The sequence below is a fragment of the Ruegeria sp. BHSA162 genome (assembly GCF_059613385.1).
In genome coordinates this window covers 58,437-78,032 of record NZ_JBXWSK010000002.1, presented here as the reverse complement: position 1 = coordinate 78,032, position 19,596 = coordinate 58,437, and the positions used below count along the sequence as shown (strand labels likewise).

General features: G+C 61.2%; 21 protein-coding genes. 12 read left to right on the top strand and 9 right to left on the bottom strand.

Translation table 11 applies throughout. The features are described 5' to 3' along the window. Window positions 1-8 precede the first annotated feature (8 nt). Entirely contained in the window at window positions 9-311 is a 303-nt protein-coding gene (locus AC2FM5_RS01185) for a DUF6476 family protein (protein WP_093961773.1), read from the bottom strand. On the opposite strand from AC2FM5_RS01185, the gene AC2FM5_RS01180 reads away from it, so the two are divergent. Together AC2FM5_RS01180 and rpoH are read left to right on the top strand one after the other, a co-directional pair. After that, the gene (locus tag AC2FM5_RS01180) at window positions 310-1,353 is read left to right on the top strand and encodes an RluA family pseudouridine synthase (protein ID WP_170445406.1); all 1,044 of its coding nucleotides are present in this window, start codon (window positions 310-312) and stop codon (window positions 1,351-1,353) included. The genes AC2FM5_RS01185 and AC2FM5_RS01180 overlap by 2 nt on opposite strands. A gap of 124 nt (window positions 1,354-1,477) precedes the next feature. Further along, window positions 1,478-2,374, top strand: coding sequence for an RNA polymerase sigma factor RpoH (gene rpoH, locus AC2FM5_RS01175; protein ID WP_170339682.1), 897 nt, complete (start codon window positions 1,478-1,480; stop codon window positions 2,372-2,374). A 59-nt stretch (window positions 2,375-2,433) separates the two neighbouring features. Here rpoH and AC2FM5_RS01170 read toward each other — a convergent pair whose 3' ends face one another. Continuing rightward, window positions 2,434-3,612: a dipeptidase gene (locus AC2FM5_RS01170; protein WP_496733421.1), complete on the bottom strand. Its 1,179-nt coding sequence runs from the start codon at window positions 3,610-3,612 to the stop codon at window positions 2,434-2,436. 147 nt (window positions 3,613-3,759) lie between these two features. On the opposite strand from AC2FM5_RS01170, the gene AC2FM5_RS01165 reads away from it, so the two are divergent. From AC2FM5_RS01165 to AC2FM5_RS01155, 3 genes are read left to right on the top strand one after another with little or no spacing between them, the layout of a single operon-like run. Continuing rightward, window positions 3,760-4,734: a Gfo/Idh/MocA family protein gene (locus AC2FM5_RS01165; RefSeq protein WP_496733419.1), complete on the top strand. Its 975-nt coding sequence runs from the start codon at window positions 3,760-3,762 to the stop codon at window positions 4,732-4,734. A 57-nt stretch (window positions 4,735-4,791) separates the two neighbouring features. Continuing rightward, the gene (locus tag AC2FM5_RS01160; protein ID WP_496733417.1) at window positions 4,792-5,061 is read left to right on the top strand and encodes a DksA/TraR family C4-type zinc finger protein; all 270 of its coding nucleotides are present in this window, start codon (window positions 4,792-4,794) and stop codon (window positions 5,059-5,061) included. Then, the gene (locus AC2FM5_RS01155) at window positions 5,058-5,945 is read left to right on the top strand and encodes a DMT family transporter (protein WP_496733415.1); all 888 of its coding nucleotides are present in this window, start codon (window positions 5,058-5,060) and stop codon (window positions 5,943-5,945) included. The genes AC2FM5_RS01160 and AC2FM5_RS01155 overlap by 4 nt, the downstream gene beginning before the upstream one ends. A gap of 18 nt (window positions 5,946-5,963) precedes the next feature. Here AC2FM5_RS01155 and AC2FM5_RS01150 read toward each other — a convergent pair whose 3' ends face one another. From AC2FM5_RS01150 to AC2FM5_RS01135, 4 genes are all read right to left on the bottom strand, one after another. Beyond that, window positions 5,964-6,200 carry a hypothetical protein gene (locus tag AC2FM5_RS01150; protein WP_170339106.1) on the bottom strand — a complete coding sequence of 79 codons (237 nt, stop codon included), beginning with the start codon at window positions 6,198-6,200 and terminating at the stop codon, window positions 5,964-5,966. Beyond that, a complete protein-coding gene (locus AC2FM5_RS01145; protein WP_496733413.1) occupies window positions 6,197-8,017 on the bottom strand; it encodes a M3 family oligoendopeptidase in 1,821 nt (606 codons plus the stop codon). The genes AC2FM5_RS01150 and AC2FM5_RS01145 overlap by 4 nt, the downstream gene beginning before the upstream one ends. Window positions 8,018-8,087: 70 nt before the next feature. Further along, window positions 8,088-9,065 carry an alpha/beta hydrolase gene (locus tag AC2FM5_RS01140; RefSeq protein ID WP_496733411.1) on the bottom strand — a complete coding sequence of 326 codons (978 nt, stop codon included), beginning with the start codon at window positions 9,063-9,065 and terminating at the stop codon, window positions 8,088-8,090. Beyond that, window positions 9,065-9,355, bottom strand: a complete 291-nt coding sequence (locus AC2FM5_RS01135; protein WP_093961784.1) for an SCP2 sterol-binding domain-containing protein — start codon at window positions 9,353-9,355, stop codon at window positions 9,065-9,067. Before AC2FM5_RS01135 ends, AC2FM5_RS01140 begins: the two co-directional genes overlap by 1 nt. Window positions 9,356-9,384: 29 nt before the next feature. Here AC2FM5_RS01135 and AC2FM5_RS01130 point away from each other — a divergent pair, with 29 nt between their 5' ends. The 6 genes from AC2FM5_RS01130 (at window position 9,385) to AC2FM5_RS01105 (ending at window position 15,278) form a co-directional block, all read left to right on the top strand. After that, window positions 9,385-9,993: a tetratricopeptide repeat protein gene (locus tag AC2FM5_RS01130; protein ID WP_496733409.1), complete on the top strand. Its 609-nt coding sequence runs from the start codon at window positions 9,385-9,387 to the stop codon at window positions 9,991-9,993. A 20-nt stretch (window positions 9,994-10,013) separates the two neighbouring features. Beyond that, a complete protein-coding gene (locus AC2FM5_RS01125) occupies window positions 10,014-12,815 on the top strand; it encodes a helicase-related protein (protein ID WP_496733407.1) in 2,802 nt (933 codons plus the stop codon). Window positions 12,816-12,821: 6 nt separating this feature from the next. Next, window positions 12,822-13,193 carry an RNA-binding S4 domain-containing protein gene (locus AC2FM5_RS01120; protein WP_496733405.1) on the top strand — a complete coding sequence of 124 codons (372 nt, stop codon included), beginning with the start codon at window positions 12,822-12,824 and terminating at the stop codon, window positions 13,191-13,193. Window positions 13,194-13,259: 66 nt separating this feature from the next. Continuing rightward, entirely contained in the window at window positions 13,260-13,598 is a 339-nt protein-coding gene (gene fdxA, locus AC2FM5_RS01115) for a ferredoxin FdxA (protein WP_093961788.1), read from the top strand. A gap of 282 nt (window positions 13,599-13,880) precedes the next feature. Then, on the top strand, window positions 13,881-14,390 hold the full coding sequence (locus AC2FM5_RS01110; RefSeq protein ID WP_093961789.1) for a CarD family transcriptional regulator: 510 nt from the start codon (window positions 13,881-13,883) through the stop codon (window positions 14,388-14,390). A gap of 126 nt (window positions 14,391-14,516) precedes the next feature. Next, window positions 14,517-15,278, top strand: a complete 762-nt coding sequence (locus AC2FM5_RS01105; RefSeq protein ID WP_170357534.1) for an ion channel — start codon at window positions 14,517-14,519, stop codon at window positions 15,276-15,278. Here the strand turns inward: AC2FM5_RS01105 and cobS are convergent. Continuing rightward, entirely contained in the window at window positions 15,275-16,039 is a 765-nt protein-coding gene (cobS, locus tag AC2FM5_RS01100; RefSeq protein WP_496733402.1) for an adenosylcobinamide-GDP ribazoletransferase, read from the bottom strand. The two genes, AC2FM5_RS01105 and cobS, sit on opposite strands and share 4 nt — an antisense overlap. Window positions 16,040-16,118: 79 nt before the next feature. Between cobS and cobT the strand changes: the two genes are divergently transcribed. Beyond that, the gene (cobT, locus tag AC2FM5_RS01095) at window positions 16,119-17,132 is read left to right on the top strand and encodes a nicotinate-nucleotide--dimethylbenzimidazole phosphoribosyltransferase (protein ID WP_496733400.1); all 1,014 of its coding nucleotides are present in this window, start codon (window positions 16,119-16,121) and stop codon (window positions 17,130-17,132) included. 27 nt (window positions 17,133-17,159) lie between these two features. Here the strand turns inward: cobT and AC2FM5_RS01090 are convergent, their stop codons facing one another. Together AC2FM5_RS01090 and AC2FM5_RS01085 are read right to left on the bottom strand one after the other, a co-directional pair. Further along, window positions 17,160-19,037, bottom strand: coding sequence for a monovalent cation:proton antiporter-2 (CPA2) family protein (locus tag AC2FM5_RS01090; RefSeq protein WP_170357537.1), 1,878 nt, complete (start codon window positions 19,035-19,037; stop codon window positions 17,160-17,162). Between the two features lie 19 nt (window positions 19,038-19,056). Beyond that, window positions 19,057-19,512, bottom strand: coding sequence for an Lrp/AsnC family transcriptional regulator (locus tag AC2FM5_RS01085; protein WP_093961793.1), 456 nt, complete (start codon window positions 19,510-19,512; stop codon window positions 19,057-19,059). Between the last annotated feature and the right edge of the window lie 84 nt (window positions 19,513-19,596).

Here is a 19,596-nt window from a genome sequence, read left to right as displayed (position 1 = left end):
CCAAAGACTCAATCAAGCGAGATCTGCTGTCGTTGCTTCCCGGTGGTCTTGTCGAAGATCAGGATGCGGTTGTCATCGGTCACCACGGCGAACCAGTTGTTTCCGATGGTCACGGCTTGGGCCTTTGCGCCGTCCGGCAGTTCGATCTGATCGGGCAGGGTGGGGGTCCGGTCGGATAGACGGATGACAATCAAGGCGAATGTCACTAGAACCCCGCCAATCATCACCGCGGTCAGCAGCATGACCATGCGGCGCAGAAGGCGCAACTGAGGCGTTTCCTGCGGTTCTTGGGGATCTGAAGGGACAGTCATGGGCACCCGGCAAATAGACTTCGTTATCGCGGACGCTCCGCCGCCCCGCCTTGATAAGGCGCTTTCGCGGGATGTGCCAGCAGGTGAAAGCCTGTCGCGTACCCGGCTCGCCCGGCTGATCGAAGAGGGCGCGGTTCTGGTCGACGGCAAGGTCGTGCTCGACGCCAAAGCCAAAGTGCCAGAAGGCGCCGTTGTGTCCATAACCGTCTCCGAAGCGGACGAGAGTCACATCGGGGCCGAGGACATTCCGCTGGACATCGTGCATGAAGACGCTGACCTGATCGTGATCAACAAGCCTGCGGGCATGGTCGTCCACCCGGCACCGGGATCGCCCAACGGCACTTTGGTGAACGCCCTGCTGCACCATTGTGGCGAGGAATTGTCGGGTGTAGGCGGGGTCAAGCGGCCGGGCATCGTGCACCGGATCGACAAAGATACCAGCGGATTGCTGGTGGTTGCCAAATCGGACGCCGCCCACCAGGGGCTGGCGGCCCAGTTCGAGGCGCACAGCGTCGAGCGCTACTATCGTGCGGTCTGCTATGGCGTTCCGGATGCCAATGACCCGCGGCTGCGCGGTGTCAAAGGCGTGAGTTTTGAGCCCGGCAACGTGATGCGAATCACAACGCAACTGGCCCGGCACAAACATGATCGGCAGAAACAGGCGGTGTTTTTTCATGGCGGGCGCCATGCCGTGACACGTGCGCGCGTCGTTGACGTGTTCGGAAAACCCGGCGCGGTATCATTGATCGAGTGCTGGCTGGAAACCGGACGCACCCACCAGATCCGGGTGCACATGGCACATGCGGGCCACGGCTTGGTGGGCGACCCGGTCTATGGCGGCAAGCGTAAACTGTCGGCCCGGTCGTTTGATGCAGACGCTGCGGAGGCGGTGCGTGCGTTCCCGCGCCAAGCCCTGCACGCGGCCGTCCTGGGCTTTGTTCATCCCGTTTCCGGCGAGGAAATGCGTTTTGAGGCAGCATTGCCGCAAGATATCGAGGCACTCATCTCAGTTCTGAAACAACCTGCAAAGTCTCGTGACTAAGACTTTCTTAGCTTTCCTTTATCGTTCCTTAATCCCAGACTGTTAACACCTGCACTTGAATGGTCCTGAACGTGGCCCCATATCCATGTTAAGGGCGTAAACATTTGTCCAAGGGACGTGATACATGGCAAATTACAAAAATCTCCCCGTGCCTACGCCAGAAGGTGGGCTGAACCGGTATCTGCAGGAAATCCGCAAATTCCCCCTGCTGGAGCCGGAAGAGGAGTACATGCTGGCCAAACGTTGGGTCGAAGAGCAGGACACCGAAGCGGCGCACAAGATGGTGACATCGCATCTGCGACTGGCCGCCAAGATCGCCATGGGCTATCGCGGCTATGGTTTGCCGCAGGCCGAAGTGATTTCCGAGGCCAATGTGGGCTTGATGCAAGCCGTCAAGCGGTTCGATCCGGAAAAAGGCTTCCGTCTGGCGACCTATGCGATGTGGTGGATCCGCGCCTCGATCCAGGAATACATCCTGCGATCCTGGTCGCTTGTGAAACTGGGCACCACCTCGGCGCAGAAAAAGCTGTTCTTCAACCTGCGCAAGGCGAAAGCACGGATTGGCGCGTTGGAGGAGGGCGACCTGCACCCGGACAATGTCAAGCGGATCGCCAATGACTTGGGCGTGACCGAAGAAGAGGTCATCAGCATGAACCGCCGCATGTCGGGTGGGGACGCGTCGCTGAACGCCACGGTCGGGTCCGAGGGCGAAGGCACCATGCAGTGGCAGGACTGGCTGGAAGACGAAGATGCCGACCAGGCCGGCGACTATGAGGCCCGCGAAGAGCTTGAGGTGCGTCGCGAGTTGCTGACCGAGGCGCTGGACGTTCTGAATGACCGCGAAAAGGACATCCTGACCCAGCGCCGGTTGATGGACCAGCCCGTGACGCTCGAGGAACTGAGTACGCAGTACAATGTCAGCCGCGAACGCATCCGTCAGATCGAGGTGCGCGCCTTTGAAAAGCTGCAGAAAAAGATGCGTGAGTTGGCGCGTGAAAAGGGCATGCTGGCCACCGCCTGATCACGGAAATTCGATGAACAAACGGCCCGGGGAAACCCGGGCCGTTTTTTCGTCATGTCCTACTGCAGTTGCTGGCGGAGTACCCGTACCATGTTTTCGCCCATGACCTGGCGGATCTGCGCCTCGGTCAGGCCTTCGTCCAACAAGGCCGAGGTTAGCGCCGCCAGTTCCGACGTGTCGAACGCGGTCTCGACCGAGCCGTCATAGTCGGACCCCAGTGCGACATGGTCTTCCCCGACCGTCTCGATGGCTGCCTTGATCATTTTGGCAATTCCCGCCGGGGCGATGTCGCCGCAGGTGACGTCGGCCCAATATCCCATCCCGATGACACCGCCGGTCGCGGCGATTTCCTTCATCAGGTCATCGGGATAGTTGCGCTTGACCGGGCAGAACCCGTGAAGACCGCCATGGCTGACGATCAGCGGCTCGTCGGTCATAGCCAGCACGTCGCGCGCCACTTGCGGGCTGGAATGGGCCAGGTCGATCACCACCGGGCGCTTGGCCAATTCGGCCACCACCTGCCGCCCGAATTCGGTCAGGCCCGTGTTCCCGGTGCCGTGCAGCGAGCCGCCAAGTTCGTTGTCAAAGAAATGCTGCAGCCCGAAAACCCTGTGTCCCGCATCGAATATCGGGTCGAGATTGGCCAGATCGCCCTCCAGCGGATGGGCGCCTTCGATCCCCAGAATGCCACCCACGACCTGTTCGCCGCGCGCGCGGGCGTCGAGCACCGCATCCAGATCCGCGCGGGTCTTGATGACCTTGAGATGTCCGCTTGAGGCGGCCTCGAACCGATGCAGTTTCTCGGCCTGATAAATCGCGCGTTCTTTCAAGCTGTCCCAGGTGCGCAGCGGCCAAAGCTGACCGATGGCCAGCAGGGTGATGTTGTCGAACGCCTCGGCCGAGTTTGCCTCGTAATTCTGGCCTGCCGGCGACTTGGTCACGGCGGTGAACACCTGCAGGGCCACGTTGCCTTCGATCAGCCGGGGAATGTCCACCTGACCGCGGGTTCCGCGTTCGGTCAGGTCGCGGCTCCACAACAGCGGATCGGCGTGCAGGTCGCCCACGATCAGGGTTTCGTGCAGAGCCGCGGCAGTGTCGGACACCGGATATGGGTCGTGGTCGATCACGTTGTTGCGCGCGTTTTCGACATATGGCGGCACTACCACGAAAAATATCACGGCCCCGATGACGACCACAGCCGCCGTGAGGCCTGCCAGCCATTTCAGAAATCTTCTCACGTTAGTCCCTCCCGTTTGTCATGCGCAGATTACGGGTGTCCCGCGCACAGAAAAGCCTGACTTGGCGTCGCTTGGCTGATACAGAAGGCGCAACAGATGTTGGCGCAAACATTTCAGCGCGGAACATGGTCAAATACGGAGGAAACCATGCACAATCCGGTTCAATGGGGCATTCTGGGGGCGGCGAAATTCGCACGCCAGTTCATGGGTCCGGCGATCCATGCGGCCTCGGGCGCGCGTTTGTCTGCTTTGGCGACTTCGGATCCGGCGAAAGCCGGTCCATTCCAGGGCTTCTGCCCGGACCTTACGGTCTTTGACGACTATGACGCGCTGCTGGCTTCGCCCGAAATCGAGGCGGTCTATATCCCTCTGCCGAACCACCTGCATGTGGAATGGAGTCTGAAAGCGCTGGACGCTGGCAAGCACGTTCTGTGTGAAAAGCCGATGACCATGCGCGCCGAGGAGTTCGACGCTCTGATCCACAAGCGCGACCAGACCGGGCTGCTGGCGGCCGAGGCCTATATGATCGTGCACCACCCGCAGTGGCAGCATGTGCGCGACCTGATCGCCGAAGGCGCCATCGGAGATCTGGTGCATGTCACGGGCGCATTCAGCTTCGACAACCGCGCGGACACAGGCAATATCCGCAACCGCGCCGAAACCGGCGGCGGCGGGCTGCGCGACATCGGCGTCTATGTCATCGGGTCGGCCCGTTTTGCGACGGGGCAGGAACCGGACACCGTGCAATCGGCCATCCGCTGGGAGGATGGCATCGACGCGTTCACCGAAATCCGCGCGCAGTTTCCCGGCTTTACCTATTCGGCCTATGTCTCGATCCGAATGCATCCGCATCAAGAAATGGTCTTTCACGGCGAGCGCGGCCTGATCCGCCTGACCGCGCCGTTCAACGCGCGAGTGTTTGGCGAGGCCCGGGTCGAGCTGCATCGCCCGGGGCTTGAGGTTCTGGTGCGGCGCTTCCCGGCCGACGATCACTACAAGCTGCAGGTCGAGGCGTTTTGCCGGTCCGTTCGCGCGGGCGACGAATACCCGTGTCAGCTCGAATTCTCGCGCGGGACGCAGGCGATGATCGACCGGGTGTTAGACGGCGCAACGCCGCTCTGACTTGCTTGATCAGCCGCCCCACGCCTAAACTGGTGAGCACCTGAACAGGAGGGGGCCATGGCCGGAGGCTGGGCGCGCGACGGCGCTGTAAGTGAACAGATCGAGGCTTCGATTTCAGACGAGCTGGCACGGATGCAGGCAAAAAAGCGTCCGGTCGGTGAAAGCCTGCTCCATTGCGCAGAGTGCGAAGAACCGATCCCCGAAAAGCGCCGACTGGCGATCCCCGGGGTCAAGCTGTGCCTGGATTGCCAGCAAGAGCGTGATGGTGCTTTCAAGGCCCGCGGCGGTATCAATCGGCGCGGCTCCAAGGACAGCCAGCTCAAGTGAAGGGGCCCGGCAAAGACGGCGGTTCCCTTTTTCAGAATGGCTTGTTTCTTGGGTTCATGGCCGCATTTCTTTGGGGCACGCACAGCGTCATCGTGCGCTACCTGACCGGAGATCTGGGTGGCATGCAAATTGCCACAACTAGGCTGTTCATAGCTGCTTTAGCCATCTACGGCATGTTGCGTGCGATGAATGCGCCGGTTTCCGTCCAGCTCCGGGATTGGAACTTCCGTCTTGCGGTTTTGGCGACCGTCATCAACTATATTCTGTTTCATATCGGGCTTGAACACACCGGTGCAGGCAGCGCGATGGTGTTGGAAAATACCGCGCCGTTCTTTGTTCTGGTTTTCTTGTATTTCTTCGCCGACACCCCTGTTGGAAAAACCGATGTTCTGGCGACCCTTCTGGCCATCTTGGGGGTCTTTCTTACGGTTTTCCGCGATTTCGAAGGCGGCGGGGACCCGGTTCTGGGGGATATGATGGAAATTGGGGCCGGGGTCAGCTGGGCGGCGTTCCTGATCGCCAGCAGTCGGGCCATGCGCGCGTCGAAATCGACGGCCGAGCGTCTGAATTTCCTGTTTGGTGTGTTCCTGTGCTCGGCCGTAATTCTGCTTCCGCTGTCCGTTTTTGCACTGCGGATGCCATCCGGCAGCGATTTGGTGTTTTTGGTTTTGCTGGGCGTTTTCCCGACTGCGTTGGCCTACTACCTTTGGTACGAGGCCGCCGCGCGTGTATCGACGTTGACCGCGACCCTTTTGTTCGCCGCCTCGGTGGTGTTCACCTTCGTCAATTCGGCAATTTTTCTGGGGGCACCGATCACCCCAATGGCTGCGATTGGGGCGGGATTGATCGTATTCGCGGTGTTCCTCACGACCAGAAAAAACTAGGCGACAGCCGGAACGGGGTTATCGGCGGCGCCACCAGCGCCGCAGCAGGTTGACGTCCATGGCGGCAACCATGATGCCCAAGGGGATCATCCAAAACCCCAGAACAGGAAGGAAGCCGAAGACGCCTGCGACGATCAACAAAAGTCCCACGACAAACCGCAGCCCCCGCGGGACATTGCGGCGGATCCGGGCGAGAACAGGGCGCAGGCGGTCCTTGATGGCCCGCCAGCGCCCCTTGTCGGTTGGGTCTGTCACCCCTCCAGGGCCTCCAGTTCGTCGATCATCCCCGAGATCATCGACAGGCCCTTGTCCCAGAATTTCGGGTCGCTGGCATCCAACCCGAACGGGGCCAGCAGCTCTTTGTGGTGCTTGGAGCCGCCCGCGCGGAGCATCTCGAAGTACTTTTCCTCGAACCCGTCCGCGCCGCTTTCATAGACCGAGTAGAGCGCGTTCACCAACCCGTCGCCGAAAGCATAGGCGTAGACATAGAAGGGCGAATGAACAAAGTGCGGGATATAGGCCCAGAAGGTCTCGTACCCGTCCATGAATTCAAACGCCGGGCCAAGGCTTTCGGCCTGAACGCTCATCCACAGGGCGTTGATGTCGTCCGGCGTCAGTTCGCCCTCGCGGCGGGCGGCGTGCAGCTTGCATTCAAAGTCGTAGAAGGCGATCTGGCGGATCACCGTGTTGATCATGTCCTCGACCTTGCCGGCCAACAGAACCTTGCGCTGCTCGGGCGTTTCGGCCTGATCCAGCATCTTGCGGAAGGTCAGCATCTCGCCGAAGACGCTGGCGGTTTCAGCCAGCGTCAGGGGGGTCGAGGACAGCATCTCGCCCTGATCGGCGGCCAGCACCTGATGCACCCCGTGGCCCAACTCGTGCGCAAGTGTCATCACGTCGCGCGGTTTGCCCAGGTAGTTCAGCATCACGTAAGGATGCACATCGGTCACGGTGGGGTGCGCGAAGGCGCCCGGGGCCTTGCCCGGTTTCACTGCCGCGTCGATCCAGCCTTTCGAGAAGAACGGTGCCGCGATGTCGGCCATGCGGGGATCGAAGGCGGCATAGGCCTCCATCACCGTCTTCTCGGCGTCCTCCCACGACACGGTGCGGGTGTCTTCCATCGGCAGCGGCGCGTTGCGGTCCCAGACCTGCATCACATCCAGACCCAACCATTTGCGCTTGAGCTCGTAATACCGGTGGCTGAGCTTGGGATAGGCGGCCACCACCGCCTCGCGCAGGGCTTCGACCACTTCGGGTTCGACATCGTTCGCCAGGTGCCGCGCGGTCTGCGGGGTCGGCATCTTGCGCCAGCGATCGATGATTTCCTTTTCCTTGGCCTGCGTATTGTGGACGCGGGCAAAGGTTTTGACGTTGTCTTGGAACACGCGGGCCAGTTCGCGGGCCGCGGCCTCGCGTTTGGACCGGTCCTGTTCGGTCAGCAGGTTCAGGGTGCCTTCGATGTTCAGCTCTTCACCGTTCACGGTAAAGGTCAGCCCGGCGATGGTTTCGTCGAACAGCCGTTCCCACGCGTCGCCGACCACCCCCAGATCATGCAGGAATTTCTCCAGCTCGTCCGACAGTTGATAGGGCTTCATCGCGCGGATGCGGCGGAAGACAGGCTCGTACCGGGCCAGGTCTGCGTTGTCCTTGAAATGGGCGGCCAGCACGTCATCGTCTATGCGGTTGATCTCGAGCGTGAAGAACACCAGCGGCGTGGTGAACAACGTGACCTTTTCCTGCATGTCCGACAGGAACTTGGCGCGCTCGGCATCCGTGGTCAGCTGGTAATAGCGCAGCCCGGCAAAGGACATGATGCGCCCGGCGATGGCGTTGATCTTTTCGTTGCGCTGGACACAGGTCAGCAGGCCCTGCGCATCCAGATCGGCCAGCTTGCCTTCGTAGTCGGCGGCAAAAGCCGCGCATTCCTGCTCCAGCCACTCAAGATCGCGAGTCAGTTCCGGCGCGTCCTGTCCCTTGTACAGATCGTCCAGATTCCATTCCGGCAGGTTGCCAAGGTTGTCGGCGCCGCCACCGGCATTTGCGTCTCGGACGGGGAAGGGAAGCTCGTGCATGGAACACCTCGATTGTCTGCGTTGGATCACATCTAGGCGCAGGGCGCGCGGATCACAAGCAGCCGAGGCGTCAGCGCGTCATCGCAAGTTCGGGTGTCTGCCCGTTGGCGGCGGCCGAAAAATGCGCGGCCATCTCCTCGAACACGGGGCCGCGGACCTCGGGCGGTTCCATCATCACCTCGTGTTCGCCGTCGGGGATCTCGACCAGCCGGCCGCTGGGCCAATTCGCCATCCGCGCCCGGATCGCCTTGCGGTCCACGATCTGCTCGTGGCTGCCAAGATAGGTCAGACAGGGAATATCGGGCGCGGTCTGCGCCATGAGCCAGGCGCATTCGTCCAGTGCCTCGCGTAGCCAGATGGTCGACGGCGCACCCAGGGCCAGTTCGGGATGCGCTTTCAACTGATCCTGCATCATCCGGTACATCCCGGGATCGCGGGTCAGTGCGTTGCCCGCGAAAGGCTGGATCAGAACATAGCTTTCCAGTGACGTGGTCGGAGGCGTCTTTTCGCCCAGCCCGATCCGCGGCCCCCAATAGGCGGTCAGACGGCTGAGCGGTTTCATGAGCGGGGTGAAGAAAATGCCCCACATCGGGCCGGTGAAGGCACAAGAGGCAAACAGGCCGGTTTCCAGAACCGCGCGCATCCCGATCGCGCCGCCCATCGAATGGCCGATCACGTGCCAGGGTTTCGGCAGGCCAAGCTGCTCGGCCAGTTTCAGCGTTTCGCGCACGTCCTGCTGATAGTCGGTAAACTTGTCCACATGGCCGACGCGCGGATCTTCCAGCAACCTGTCAGCCAGCCCCTGTCCGCGCCAATCCACGGCCAGTACGGCAAAGCCGCGTTGTACGAACTCACCCGCTGCATTGCCATATTTTTCAATATATTCCGTGCGGCCGGGAAAGATCATCACCGTCCCGGTCGCCTCACCTTCGGGGCGCCAGTGGCCCACGCGAATGCGTGCGCCGTCGCTTGTGGTCAACCAGTGCGCGGCGCCGCCGGCGGGACCGCCGGCCACATCTTCAAAGAACGGGGCCGGCGACAAATCCATCAGGCCAGCACCGAGGCAAGCTTCATGGCAACACCCATGTCGCCGTCGACGCTCAGCTTGCCGGCCATGAACGCGCCCGTGGGGTTCAGCTCACCACTGAGGATTTGCTCGAACGTTTCCGCGTCGGCGCTCAGGGTGACTTCGGCGTCCTCGTCGCTGACCCGCGCGCCGTTTTCATCCAGCACGATCGAACCGAGGTCGGCGATGGCGAATTTCGCCGACGAATCGAAATCGCCGCCCGACAGTTTTTCGTTCAGCGCGGCTGCCGCTTTTTCAAGAGTGTCGCTCATGGTCTTCCTCATTTGTTAGTGCGCCGTGAATGGACATCCGCGGTCGCAACGCTACACTGAACATTGTTATGAGCATTGCAATCAACAATCTCAAAGGTACCGTTGCGGCATTTGCCCTCCTAGTCATGTATTCCACCACTGGGATTGCGCAACAGGCCGATTTGCGGGACGAAGCCGAGCTGCTGCGGCAGCTTGCCAAAGCGTCGCCCGAGCAGGCAGCCGGTCTGGATCGGCAACTGCAGTCGCTGTGGTCGCAATCAGGGTCTGCCTCGGCTGATCTGCTGCTTGAGCGCGGACGCGAAGCACTGGACGAGGGCAATGTCGAAGCGGCGTTGGACCATCTGACGGCACTGACAGACCATGCACCCGATTTCGCAGAAGGTTGGCATGTGCGCGCCTCCGTGTTTTTTGGGCTGGAGCGGTTCGGCATGGCGGCCGCCGATCTTGAGCACGCGCTTGCGTTGAACCCGAACAATTACGAAGCCATCTACGGGCTTGGCCTGATCTTTGAGGTGCTGGGTCAGCCCGAACAGGCCTATGACGCCTATTCCCGCGCGCTGGCTATACATCCCCATCACGAAGAAGTAACCAATGCCGTGAATCGGCTGAAACCGCAGATTGCGGGCAAGGCGCTTTAAGGTCCGGGCAGGGGGCAAAGGTGAACGGGGCATCCCGAATCGTGGCCGTACTTGGCCCGACCAACACAGGCAAAACCCACTATGCCATCGAACGCATGCTGGGGCACCGGACCGGTGTCATCGGCCTGCCGCTGCGGCTGCTTGCGCGCGAGGTCTATGACAAGATCGTCGCCATCCGCGGCCCCTCGGTGGTGGCTCTTGTGACGGGCGAGGAACGCATCGTTCCGCCGCGCACGCAATACTGGGTCTGCACGGTCGAGGCGATGCCCGAGGGGATGGGCACCGATTTCGTGGCCATCGACGAAATCCAGCTGTGCGCCGACCCCGAGCGCGGTCATGTGTTTACCGACCGGCTGCTGCGGATGCGCGGCACGCACGAGACACTTTTTCTGGGTGCCGACACGATGCGCGGCCCGATCGCGGCGCTGGTGCCGCAGGCGCAGTTTGCTCGGCGCGAGCGGATGTCGCAACTGGTCTACACCGGATCCAGGAAGATCAGCCGTATGCCGCCGCGCAGCGCGATCGTCGGGTTCTCGGTCGAGAACGTCTATGCCATTGCCGAGCTTCTGCGGCGGCAAAAGGGTGGGGCGGCCGTGGTCATGGGCGCGCTCAGCCCGCGCACGCGGAATGCGCAGGTCGAGCTGTACCAGAATGGCGAGGTCGACTATCTGGTCGCCACCGATGCCATCGGTATGGGTCTGAACCTCGATGTGAACCATGTGGCGTTTTCGTCCCTGTCCAAATTCGATGGCAGGCGTATGCGGCCGCTGGCTCCGAACGAACTGGCCCAGATCGCCGGGCGCGCCGGGCGCGGCATGTCGGATGGCACCTTTGGCGTGACGGGCGAGGCATCGCCACTGGACGAAGGCGTGGCGCAGGCCATCATGGACAGCCGATTCACGCCGATGAAAAAGCTGAACTGGCGGAATGCTGCCTTACGGTTCGGCTCGGTCGATGCGCTGATCGACTCGCTCGAGGCCAGCCCGGACAACGAACACCTAGTCAAGGCCCGGCCCGCCGACGACCTGAACGCGCTCAAGTCGCTGGCCCAGGTGCCCGAGGTTGCGGCCCGTGCCAGCGATGGTCCGTCGATCCGCCTGTTGTGGGATGTTTGCCGAATCCCCGATTTTCGAGGCATCAGCCATGCGGAACATGCCAGCCTGCTCGAATCGATCTTCGGACATCTGCACGAACGCGGCACGATCCCCGAGGATTTTCTGGCGCGCCAGATCCGCCGGATCGACAGAACCGACGGCGATATTGATGCACTGTCCAAAAGGTTGGCATATATTCGCACGTGGACATATGTTGCGCAACGAAACGGCTGGGTGCGCGACGAATCCCATTGGCGCGCGGAAACCCGCGCTGTAGAAGACAGGGTGTCAGACGCTTTGCATGAATGTCTGACGCAAAGATTTGTGGACCGGCGTACATCTGTTCTCTTGCGCCGGCTCAAACAGAAGGAGGCCCTTTTGGCCGAAGTGAATGACAAGGGTGAAGTGACCGTCGAAGGCGAATTCGTCGGTCGTTTGGAAGGGTTCCGGTTCATCCCGGACAAAAGCGCGCAGGGAACCGAGGCGAAAGCGCTCAAATCGGCCTCACTGCAAGCACTCGCGCCGCAATTCCATCTGCGTGCCGATCGCTTCTACAATGCGCCCGATACCGAAATTGATTTTACCGATCAGGGTGGCCTGATGTGGGGCGAATTTGCCGTGGGCAAACTGGTTGCCGGGGCCGAACCGCTCAAACCGATGGTCGAAGTGTTCGTGGACGAGGCCGCAGGGCCGGAAGTTGAGCAGAAGGTGCAGCGCCGCCTGCAACACTTCATCGACCGCAAGATCGCGGCGCTGTTCGAGCCCCTGCTGAACCTGTCGCGCGACGAAGAACTGACCGGGCTGGCCAAGGGATTTGCCTTCCGCATGGTCGAGGCGTTGGGCATCCTGCCGCGTGCCGGAGTCGCACAAGAGGTCAAGGATCTGGACCAGGACGCGCGTGGCGCGCTGCGCAAGCATGGCATCCGGTTCGGCCAGTTCACCATCTTCATGCCGCTGCTGCTGAAGCCTGCCCCGACGCGCCTGCGTCTGGTGTTGTGGGCCCTGGCAAATGGACTTCAGGAGTTTCCCGAAGCGCCGCCGCCGGGCTTGGTGACGGTGCCCGTCGCCAAGGGCGCGCCCGAGGGCTATGACACCATGTGCGGCTACCGCAATGCGGGCGAGCGTTCGATCCGTATCGACATGTTGGAGCGTCTGGCCGACATGCTGCGCGCCGAAGACAGCCGGGGCGGTTTCGAAGCCAAGGCGGACATGTTGTCGATCACCGGCATGACGCTGGAGCAGTTCGCCGACCTGATGCAAGGGCTGGGCTACAAGGCCGAGCGCGGTGAACGGACCAAGATCAAACCGGCTCAGCCCACCGAGCAACCACCGGCAGCAACCGCCGAAGCTCCGACCGAGACCGCCGAAGCAGAGGCGCAGTCGGATGTGGCCGTCGCCGCCGAGGCGCCAACCGAGGCTACCGACAGCACCGAGGCTGAAGCCGAGGCCACGGCCGCAGACCCTGCATCGGACGAACCCGAAGTCGAGGTGTTCTACACCTTTACCTGGGGCCGTCAGGCCAACCGGGGGCCACGTGGTGACCAACGGCAGGGTCGGAGCAAACCGGGCGGGAAGCCTCGGGATGGTCGCGGCAAGCCGCAGGGCAAGAAGGGCGGCAAACCGCAAGGGGCCAAGACCTTCTCGTCCCGGCCGCCCAAAAAGGAAAAGGCGATTGATCCCGACAACCCGTTTGCCGCTGCGCTGATGGGTCTGAAGGACGGCAACTGATCGCTGATGGCCGACGCACCGGCCAAGCTGCGGATCGACAAGTGGCTGTGGCATGCGCGGTTTTTCAAGACCCGCAGCCTGGCCGCCAAACAGGTTAGCGGCGGGCATGTGCGCATCAACGGTGACCGGGCCCAGAAGCCGGCGCAAACCGTCGGGCCCGGTGACGTTCTAACTTTCGCTCAGGGGCGGGTTATTCGCGTGGTTCAGGTCGAAACCCTGGGCGCGCGACGCGGCCCGGCGACCGAGGCGCGGACGCTGTACACGGATTTGTCCGAAGAGAAGGATAATCCGCCACAAAATCCGGGTTTCGAAGGAAAAGGTCGTCCGACCAAGAAGGATCGGCGCGCGCTTGATCTTTCTCGCACCCCCAAGGGCTGATCTTCTCTTGAAGATGGGGGCAGACTGAATTAGCTAGTCGCCCAAACCTCTGACGGGAATTGGACCATGACCTACGTTGTCACCGAGAACTGTATCGCCTGCAAATACACCGACTGCGTCGAGGTATGCCCGGTGGATTGCTTCTATGAAGGTGAAAATACCCTGGTCATCCATCCGGATGAATGCATCGATTGCGGCGTGTGCGAGCCGGAATGCCCGGCGGACGCCATTCGCCCGGATACCGAACCGGGAATGGAGCAGTGGGTCGAATTCAACCGCAAATACGCGGAACAATGGCCGGTTATCGTAACCAAGAAAGACCCGCTTCCGGGCGCCGAGGAGCGCGACGGTGAAGAGGGCAAGATGGAGAAATACTTCTCCGAGGCACCGGGCGAGGGCGGCTGAGCGATTCGGGTCGCAAAGCCCGTAAGACAGCTGTAAGTTTTTGCCTTAATGCGCTGAAAAAAGTCACAAATTCCGAGCCGAAGGCCCCGTCCGCTTTCAGGTGTCTTAATTTTGTGATATACTCATGTGGCAAATGATGATCGAGATGGGGACGACTCCGTAAGTATGCTCACTTTGGAGTTCTGAGTTTTTGACATGTAATCAGCCTGACAGGGGTCGCGGGTGACCCCGGTTAGGTTTTTTGTCGCTTTTTTCCCGCTCTGCAACCAAGGAAACACGTGCATGACAAAGTCGAAGAAGCTTGAGTTCCGTCCGAACGACTATGTTGTCTACCCTGCACATGGGGTCGGGCAAATCATATCGATTGAAGAACAGGAAGTCGCTGGATACTCGCTCGAGCTGTTCGTCATCTCATTCGAGAAAGACAAGATGACCCTACGGGTGCCGACCAACAAGATCACTGAATCCGGTCTGCGCTCGCTCAGCTCGCCCGATGTGATCAGCCAGGCGATGAAAACGCTGAAGGGTAAAGCCAAGGTAAAACGTGCCATGTGGTCGCGCCGGGCGCAGGAATACGAACAGAAGATCAATTCGGGTGACCTGATCTCGATCGCTGAGGTGGTGCGTGACCTGCACCGCACCGACGACCAGCGTGAGCAGAGCTATTCCGAGCGTCAGCTCTATGAAGCCGCGCTTGAGCGTCTGACGCGCGAAGTTGCGGCCGTGTCCGGTTCGGACGAAATCGCAGCGGCCAAGCAGGTGGACGAAGTCCTGACCTCGCGCGCGGCATGATCGGGCTTTGAAGCAACACCAAAGGGCCGCTCTGGTTTCAGAGCGGCCTTTTTCATGCCCGATCGCTTGGTTCGCGCCGCCTTTCCCCCTAATTTCCCAGTCATTGGAACCGTATACGGGTCAGTCATGAAGCAGACGGTCAAGGCACTCTATATCGGCAGAGGGGCGGTTTCGGTCTGGTTCCGGTACTGTCTGATCCTGTTCGACCTTGCCTCGATCGTGTTTTTCGTGGCGACGGCGAACATTCCGCACGGCCCAGGATTGATTGCAGTCAGCTGGGCGGTGGGGCTGATCATTCTGCTGGATTTCTCGGCTCGGATGTGGATCGCGAAAGACCGCAAGAAGCTGCTGTTCAAAATCTACACGCTTGCGGATCTGGTCGTGATCGCCTCGCTGATCCTTGACCCTTTCCTGACCGGCAGCCTTGCGTTCCTGCGGATTCTGCGCGCGCTGCGGCTGATCCATTCCTATCACCTGTTGCATGATCTGCGCCGCGACAGTGAGTTTTTCCGAACCCACGAGGATGCGGTCATCGCGGCCGTGAACCTGCTGGTGTTCATTTTCGCGACATCCACCGCCGTACTGGTTTTCTATATCCCCGAGGACAGCCAGACCCCGTATATCGATGCGCTGTATTTCACGATGGCGACACTGACCACGACGGGTTTCGGCGACATCACACTGAACTCTCCGGGCGGCAAGCTGTTTTCGGTCTTCATAATGGTGGTCGGTGTGGCGCTGTTCGTGCGGCTGGCTCAGGCCATTTTCATGCCGCAGAAAGTACGCCACAAATGTCCCAATTGCGGGCTGTTTCGGCACGACCCGGATGCCGTACACTGCAAGCATTGCGGTGAGACACTACGGATCAAGACCGGCGGTGTCGGCTAGAGCAGGGCGGCCACGGCCAGCAGGAAAGCAACCTCGGACAGCTGTTGAGAAGCCCCCAGGATATCACCGGTCTGACCGCCAATCTTGGTTTTGGCTATGATTGCCAGACCCACGGTTGCGGCTACCGCACAGGCGACGGGCAGAAGGGCGGTCCAGCCCAGAAGAGCCAGAGAGAAACCGAAAGCCAGCCCGAGACCTGCTGCCACCGACAAAGGCGGAGGAGCGCCAACGCTATGGCTCAGTCCGCTGCCGCGGGCGTTCGGCAGGCTCGCCATCAGTGGTGGCATCACCGCACGGGAAAACACAGCCGCCGCCAGTATTCCGGCCGGACTTCCTGCCGCCAGTAGTGTTGCGACCGCCGAGATCCTGAGCAGTTGAATGACCAACAAGGCCAACACTCCGTAGGTGCCGATATGGCTGTCCTTCATGATCTCGAGTCTGCGTTCGGGTGTATATCCGCCCCACAGCCCGTCCGCGGTGTCGGCCAGCCCGTCCTCGTGCATGGCTCCGGTCGCTGCGATCAGAACGGCGACAGCAAGGACTGCGCTGACTGTCCCGGAAAGGCCCACGGCCATCGCAGACCAGCCCACGGCACAGCCCAAGCCGCCAACAACCAGCCCGGCCGCAGGATAGGCCCAAGCGGCTTTGGACTGTCGCTCGAAGAGCGATTTGGGCAGCACGGGCAATGGCAGCCGCGTCAAAAGAACCAGAACCAGCGGCACGTCCCATGGCGAAAAGGTTCGAGTGTCGTTTTTGTGCACTTGCGCGCCTTTCGAGGGGTTGTTGCATTGCCTGCTTCGGTTAAACACGCAGGACCACTCTGATGCAACGAGGCTTTGAATGCTGCCTGAACTCAATGATCTGAATACCTTCCGCGACGCCCTGCGCAATGCTCCGGGGCCGGATGAGGCTGCAAGGCAAGGGGCTGCCGACCGCAACGGACAGCTGACCAAGCCGCCGGGTGCGTTGGGCCGGCTCGAGGATCTGGCGATCTGGTATGCCGGTTGGCGTGGGGATGCCCGGCCACAGATCGAGGCACCTCAGGTGATTGTATTTGCCGGCAATCACGGCGTGACGGCGCAGGGGGTCTCGGCCTTTCCGCCCGAGGTTACGGTTCAGATGGTCATGAACTTCGAGCACGGAGGCGCGGCCATCAACCAATTGGCCAAAGCGGCCGGGGCCAAGATGACGGTACACGCGCTGGACCTGGATCGGCCGACGGCCGACTTCACAATGGCCCCGGCAATGTCCGAGGACGAGCTTCTGACCGCTTTGCAGACCGGCTGGAACGCCGTTGATCCCACCGCAGACCTTCTGGTCGTGGGCGAAATGGGCATTGGCAACACCACCCCTGCCGCGGCCATCGCCTGCGCGTTGTTCGGCGGAGATGCCGCCGATTGGACTGGGCGTGGAACCGGTGTGGACGATGCGGGCCTTGCCAACAAGACGCGCGTCGTTGCCGAAGGTGTTGCGCTGCACGGAGCATCTGACGACGGGCTTGAGATCCTGCGGTGTTTGGGAGGGCGCGAGATCGCGGCCATGGCAGGGGCCATTGCAGCCGCCCGAATTCTGCGCATCCCGGTCATTCTGGATGGGTTCATCTGCACCTCGTCTGCGGCTTGCCTCGATCGTCTGGCGCCGGGAGCGCTGGACCATGCCGTTGCTGGCCACCAGAGTGCGGAAGGTGCGCACGCGGCCATGCTGACCAAGCTGGACAAAGCGCCCTTGCTGAGCCTCGGGCTGCGGCTGGGCGAAGGGTCGGGGGCCGCGCTGGCCATCAATATCCTGAAAAGCGCCGTCGCTTGCCATTCGGGTATGGCCACCTTTGCCGAAGCCGGTGTGTCGGACGGTTGAGCTCGGCTGACCCGGGATATCCCCGGGTCAGGCTGACTTCTTTTCGTTCTTTTCGGCCAGTTCCAGCAGGGCGGTCTCGAGGTCCTTCTCCAACTCGCGCGCGCGTTCGATGTACTTTTTGTTCTCGGCCGTCGGCATGCCGGGAACCCAGAGTTCAGCCAATTCGCGAATTGCCTGCCGATCGTGGTGATAGAAGGTCTGCTGTGCTTGCGCGGCCTCGTATTCGCTCAAACCAATGTTCTCCAGCACATAACGCCCGGCCCGCAGAGAGCTGTCGAACAGCTCACGCACGATGTCATCAGCGCCGGCCTGATACAGCTCGTACACATGGGTCCGGTCATGCGCGCGGGCGACGATGTGAAGGTCGGGGCGCTGCCGGCGGGCGTAGCCGACCAATCGGGTCACTTCCTTGCGGTTGTCCATCGCGGCCACCAAAACGGAAGCCTTTTCAAGGCCCGCAGCCCGCAGCAATTCGGGACGCGTCGGATCACCCAAGAATCCTTTGACGCCGAACCGACGCATCAGCTGGATCGTTTCGATATTGTGGTCCAGCACCACCGTCTTGAACCCGCTGGCGCGCACCAGCCGGTTGACGATCTGTCCGAACCGCCCAATTCCCGCAATGATGACGGGACCTTTTTCGTCTATTTCCTCGGGTTCAATCTCGGGTGAGTTGTCGCGGATGTGGCGCGAAAGGTAGTCATAGATGATGAACAGAAGCGGTGTGATCAGCATGGTCAGGGCAATGATCATCAACAGCTTCTGCGACAGGGCCGGGGGAATGACATTCTGCTTGGTCGAAAAGGCCAGCAGCACGAAGCCGAACTCACCCGCCTGAGCCAAACCCAGCGTGAACAGCCAATGGTCGCGGCCGCGCAACTTGAATGCACGACCAACGGCATACAGGATCAGGCCCTTGACCAGGATCACCAGCAGGGCCAGTCCGATCAGGTCGAACGGGTCGTTGAAAAAGTACCCGACGTCGATCCCGGCCCCGACCGTGATGAAGAACAGGCCCAGCAGCAATCCCTTGAACGGCTCAAGATCGCTTTCCATCTCGTGCCGGAACTCGGAACTGGCCAGGACGACGCCAGCGAGGAAGGCGCCCAACGCCGGGGACAGGCCCACCAGCGTCATCAGGAACGAGATCCCTACTACGATCATCAGGGCCAACGCCGTGTACATCTCGCGCAGGCGGGTGGTGTGGATGAACCGGAACAAGGGACGGGTCAGGTAGACGCCTACCACGATCACGAATGCGATCGCGCCCAATGTCACCAGCGTCACCGCCCATCCGGGCAGGCCATCGACCAATGACAACGTATGGTGCGCGTCGCCGTGCCCGTCGCCGCCGCGCGTGATTGATCCGTCATCCTCGATGAAGATGCTGGCCGGCATGGCCAGCAGTGGCAGAAACGCCAGGATCGGAATCACGGCGATATCCTGAGTCAGAAGGACCGAGAACGTGGATCGCCCGCCGTTTGTGCGCATCAAGCCCTTTTCCGACAGCGTCTGCAGCACGATGGCGGTTGATGACAGGGACAGTGTCAGCCCCACGGCCAAGGCAACTGACCATGGTTGACCCGTGTAGAAGGTAACTGCTGCAATCACGACCGTAGAGAGCGAGATCTGCAGTCCACCAAGCCCCAACAACCGGTGCCGCATATCCCAAAGTGCGCGGGGTTCCAGCTCGAGCCCGATCAGGAACAGCATCATGACGACGCCAAATTCCGCGACATGCTGCAAGTCTTTGGTTTCCGCGCCCACGAGCCCAAGGATCGGACCGATGGCGATGCCGGCGGCAAGATATCCGAGGACAGACCCCAGCCCAAGTCGCGCCGACAGGGGGACGGCGATCACGGCGGCTGCAAGATAGATCGAAGCCTGGTACAGGAACTCGTTCATCTTCTTCCTTTCCTTGCCGTCAGGTCGGCAGCGGAGCGTCGCGTTTCAGCTGGTCCATCACGATCTGGCTTTGCACCCGTGCTACCGCAGGATGGGGCAGTATCACCTCGTGAAGCAAGGTGTTGAGCGCGGAAAGATCCTCGCAATAGACATGGAGCAGATAGTCTGCCTCGCCAGTCATCGTCCAGGCGCTGGTGATTTCCGGGCGGGTTTCCACCATGCGCGCAAAACTGGATGATTGTTCGGGGCCGTGGGTGCCGAGGTGAACTTGAACGAAGCCCTGGACCTGCAGGCCAAGTTTGCGCGGGTCAAGCCGAGCTGCGTAGCCGGTGATATAGCCCTCGGCCTCCAGCCGCTGACGGCGGCGCCCGGCCTGACTGGGGGACAGGTTCAGCATTTCGCCCAACTGATGCGCGGTCAGGTGCGCGTCTTTTTGCAGCGCGGCCAGAAGGCGAGTATCGGTTGCGTCCAGCATGTGCGGAGATTCTCACATATTTCGGGTTCTGGTGCGGAGTTTTCGCAGGCCTCTGTAGTTTACATGAAAAGAATGCGCAAAAAC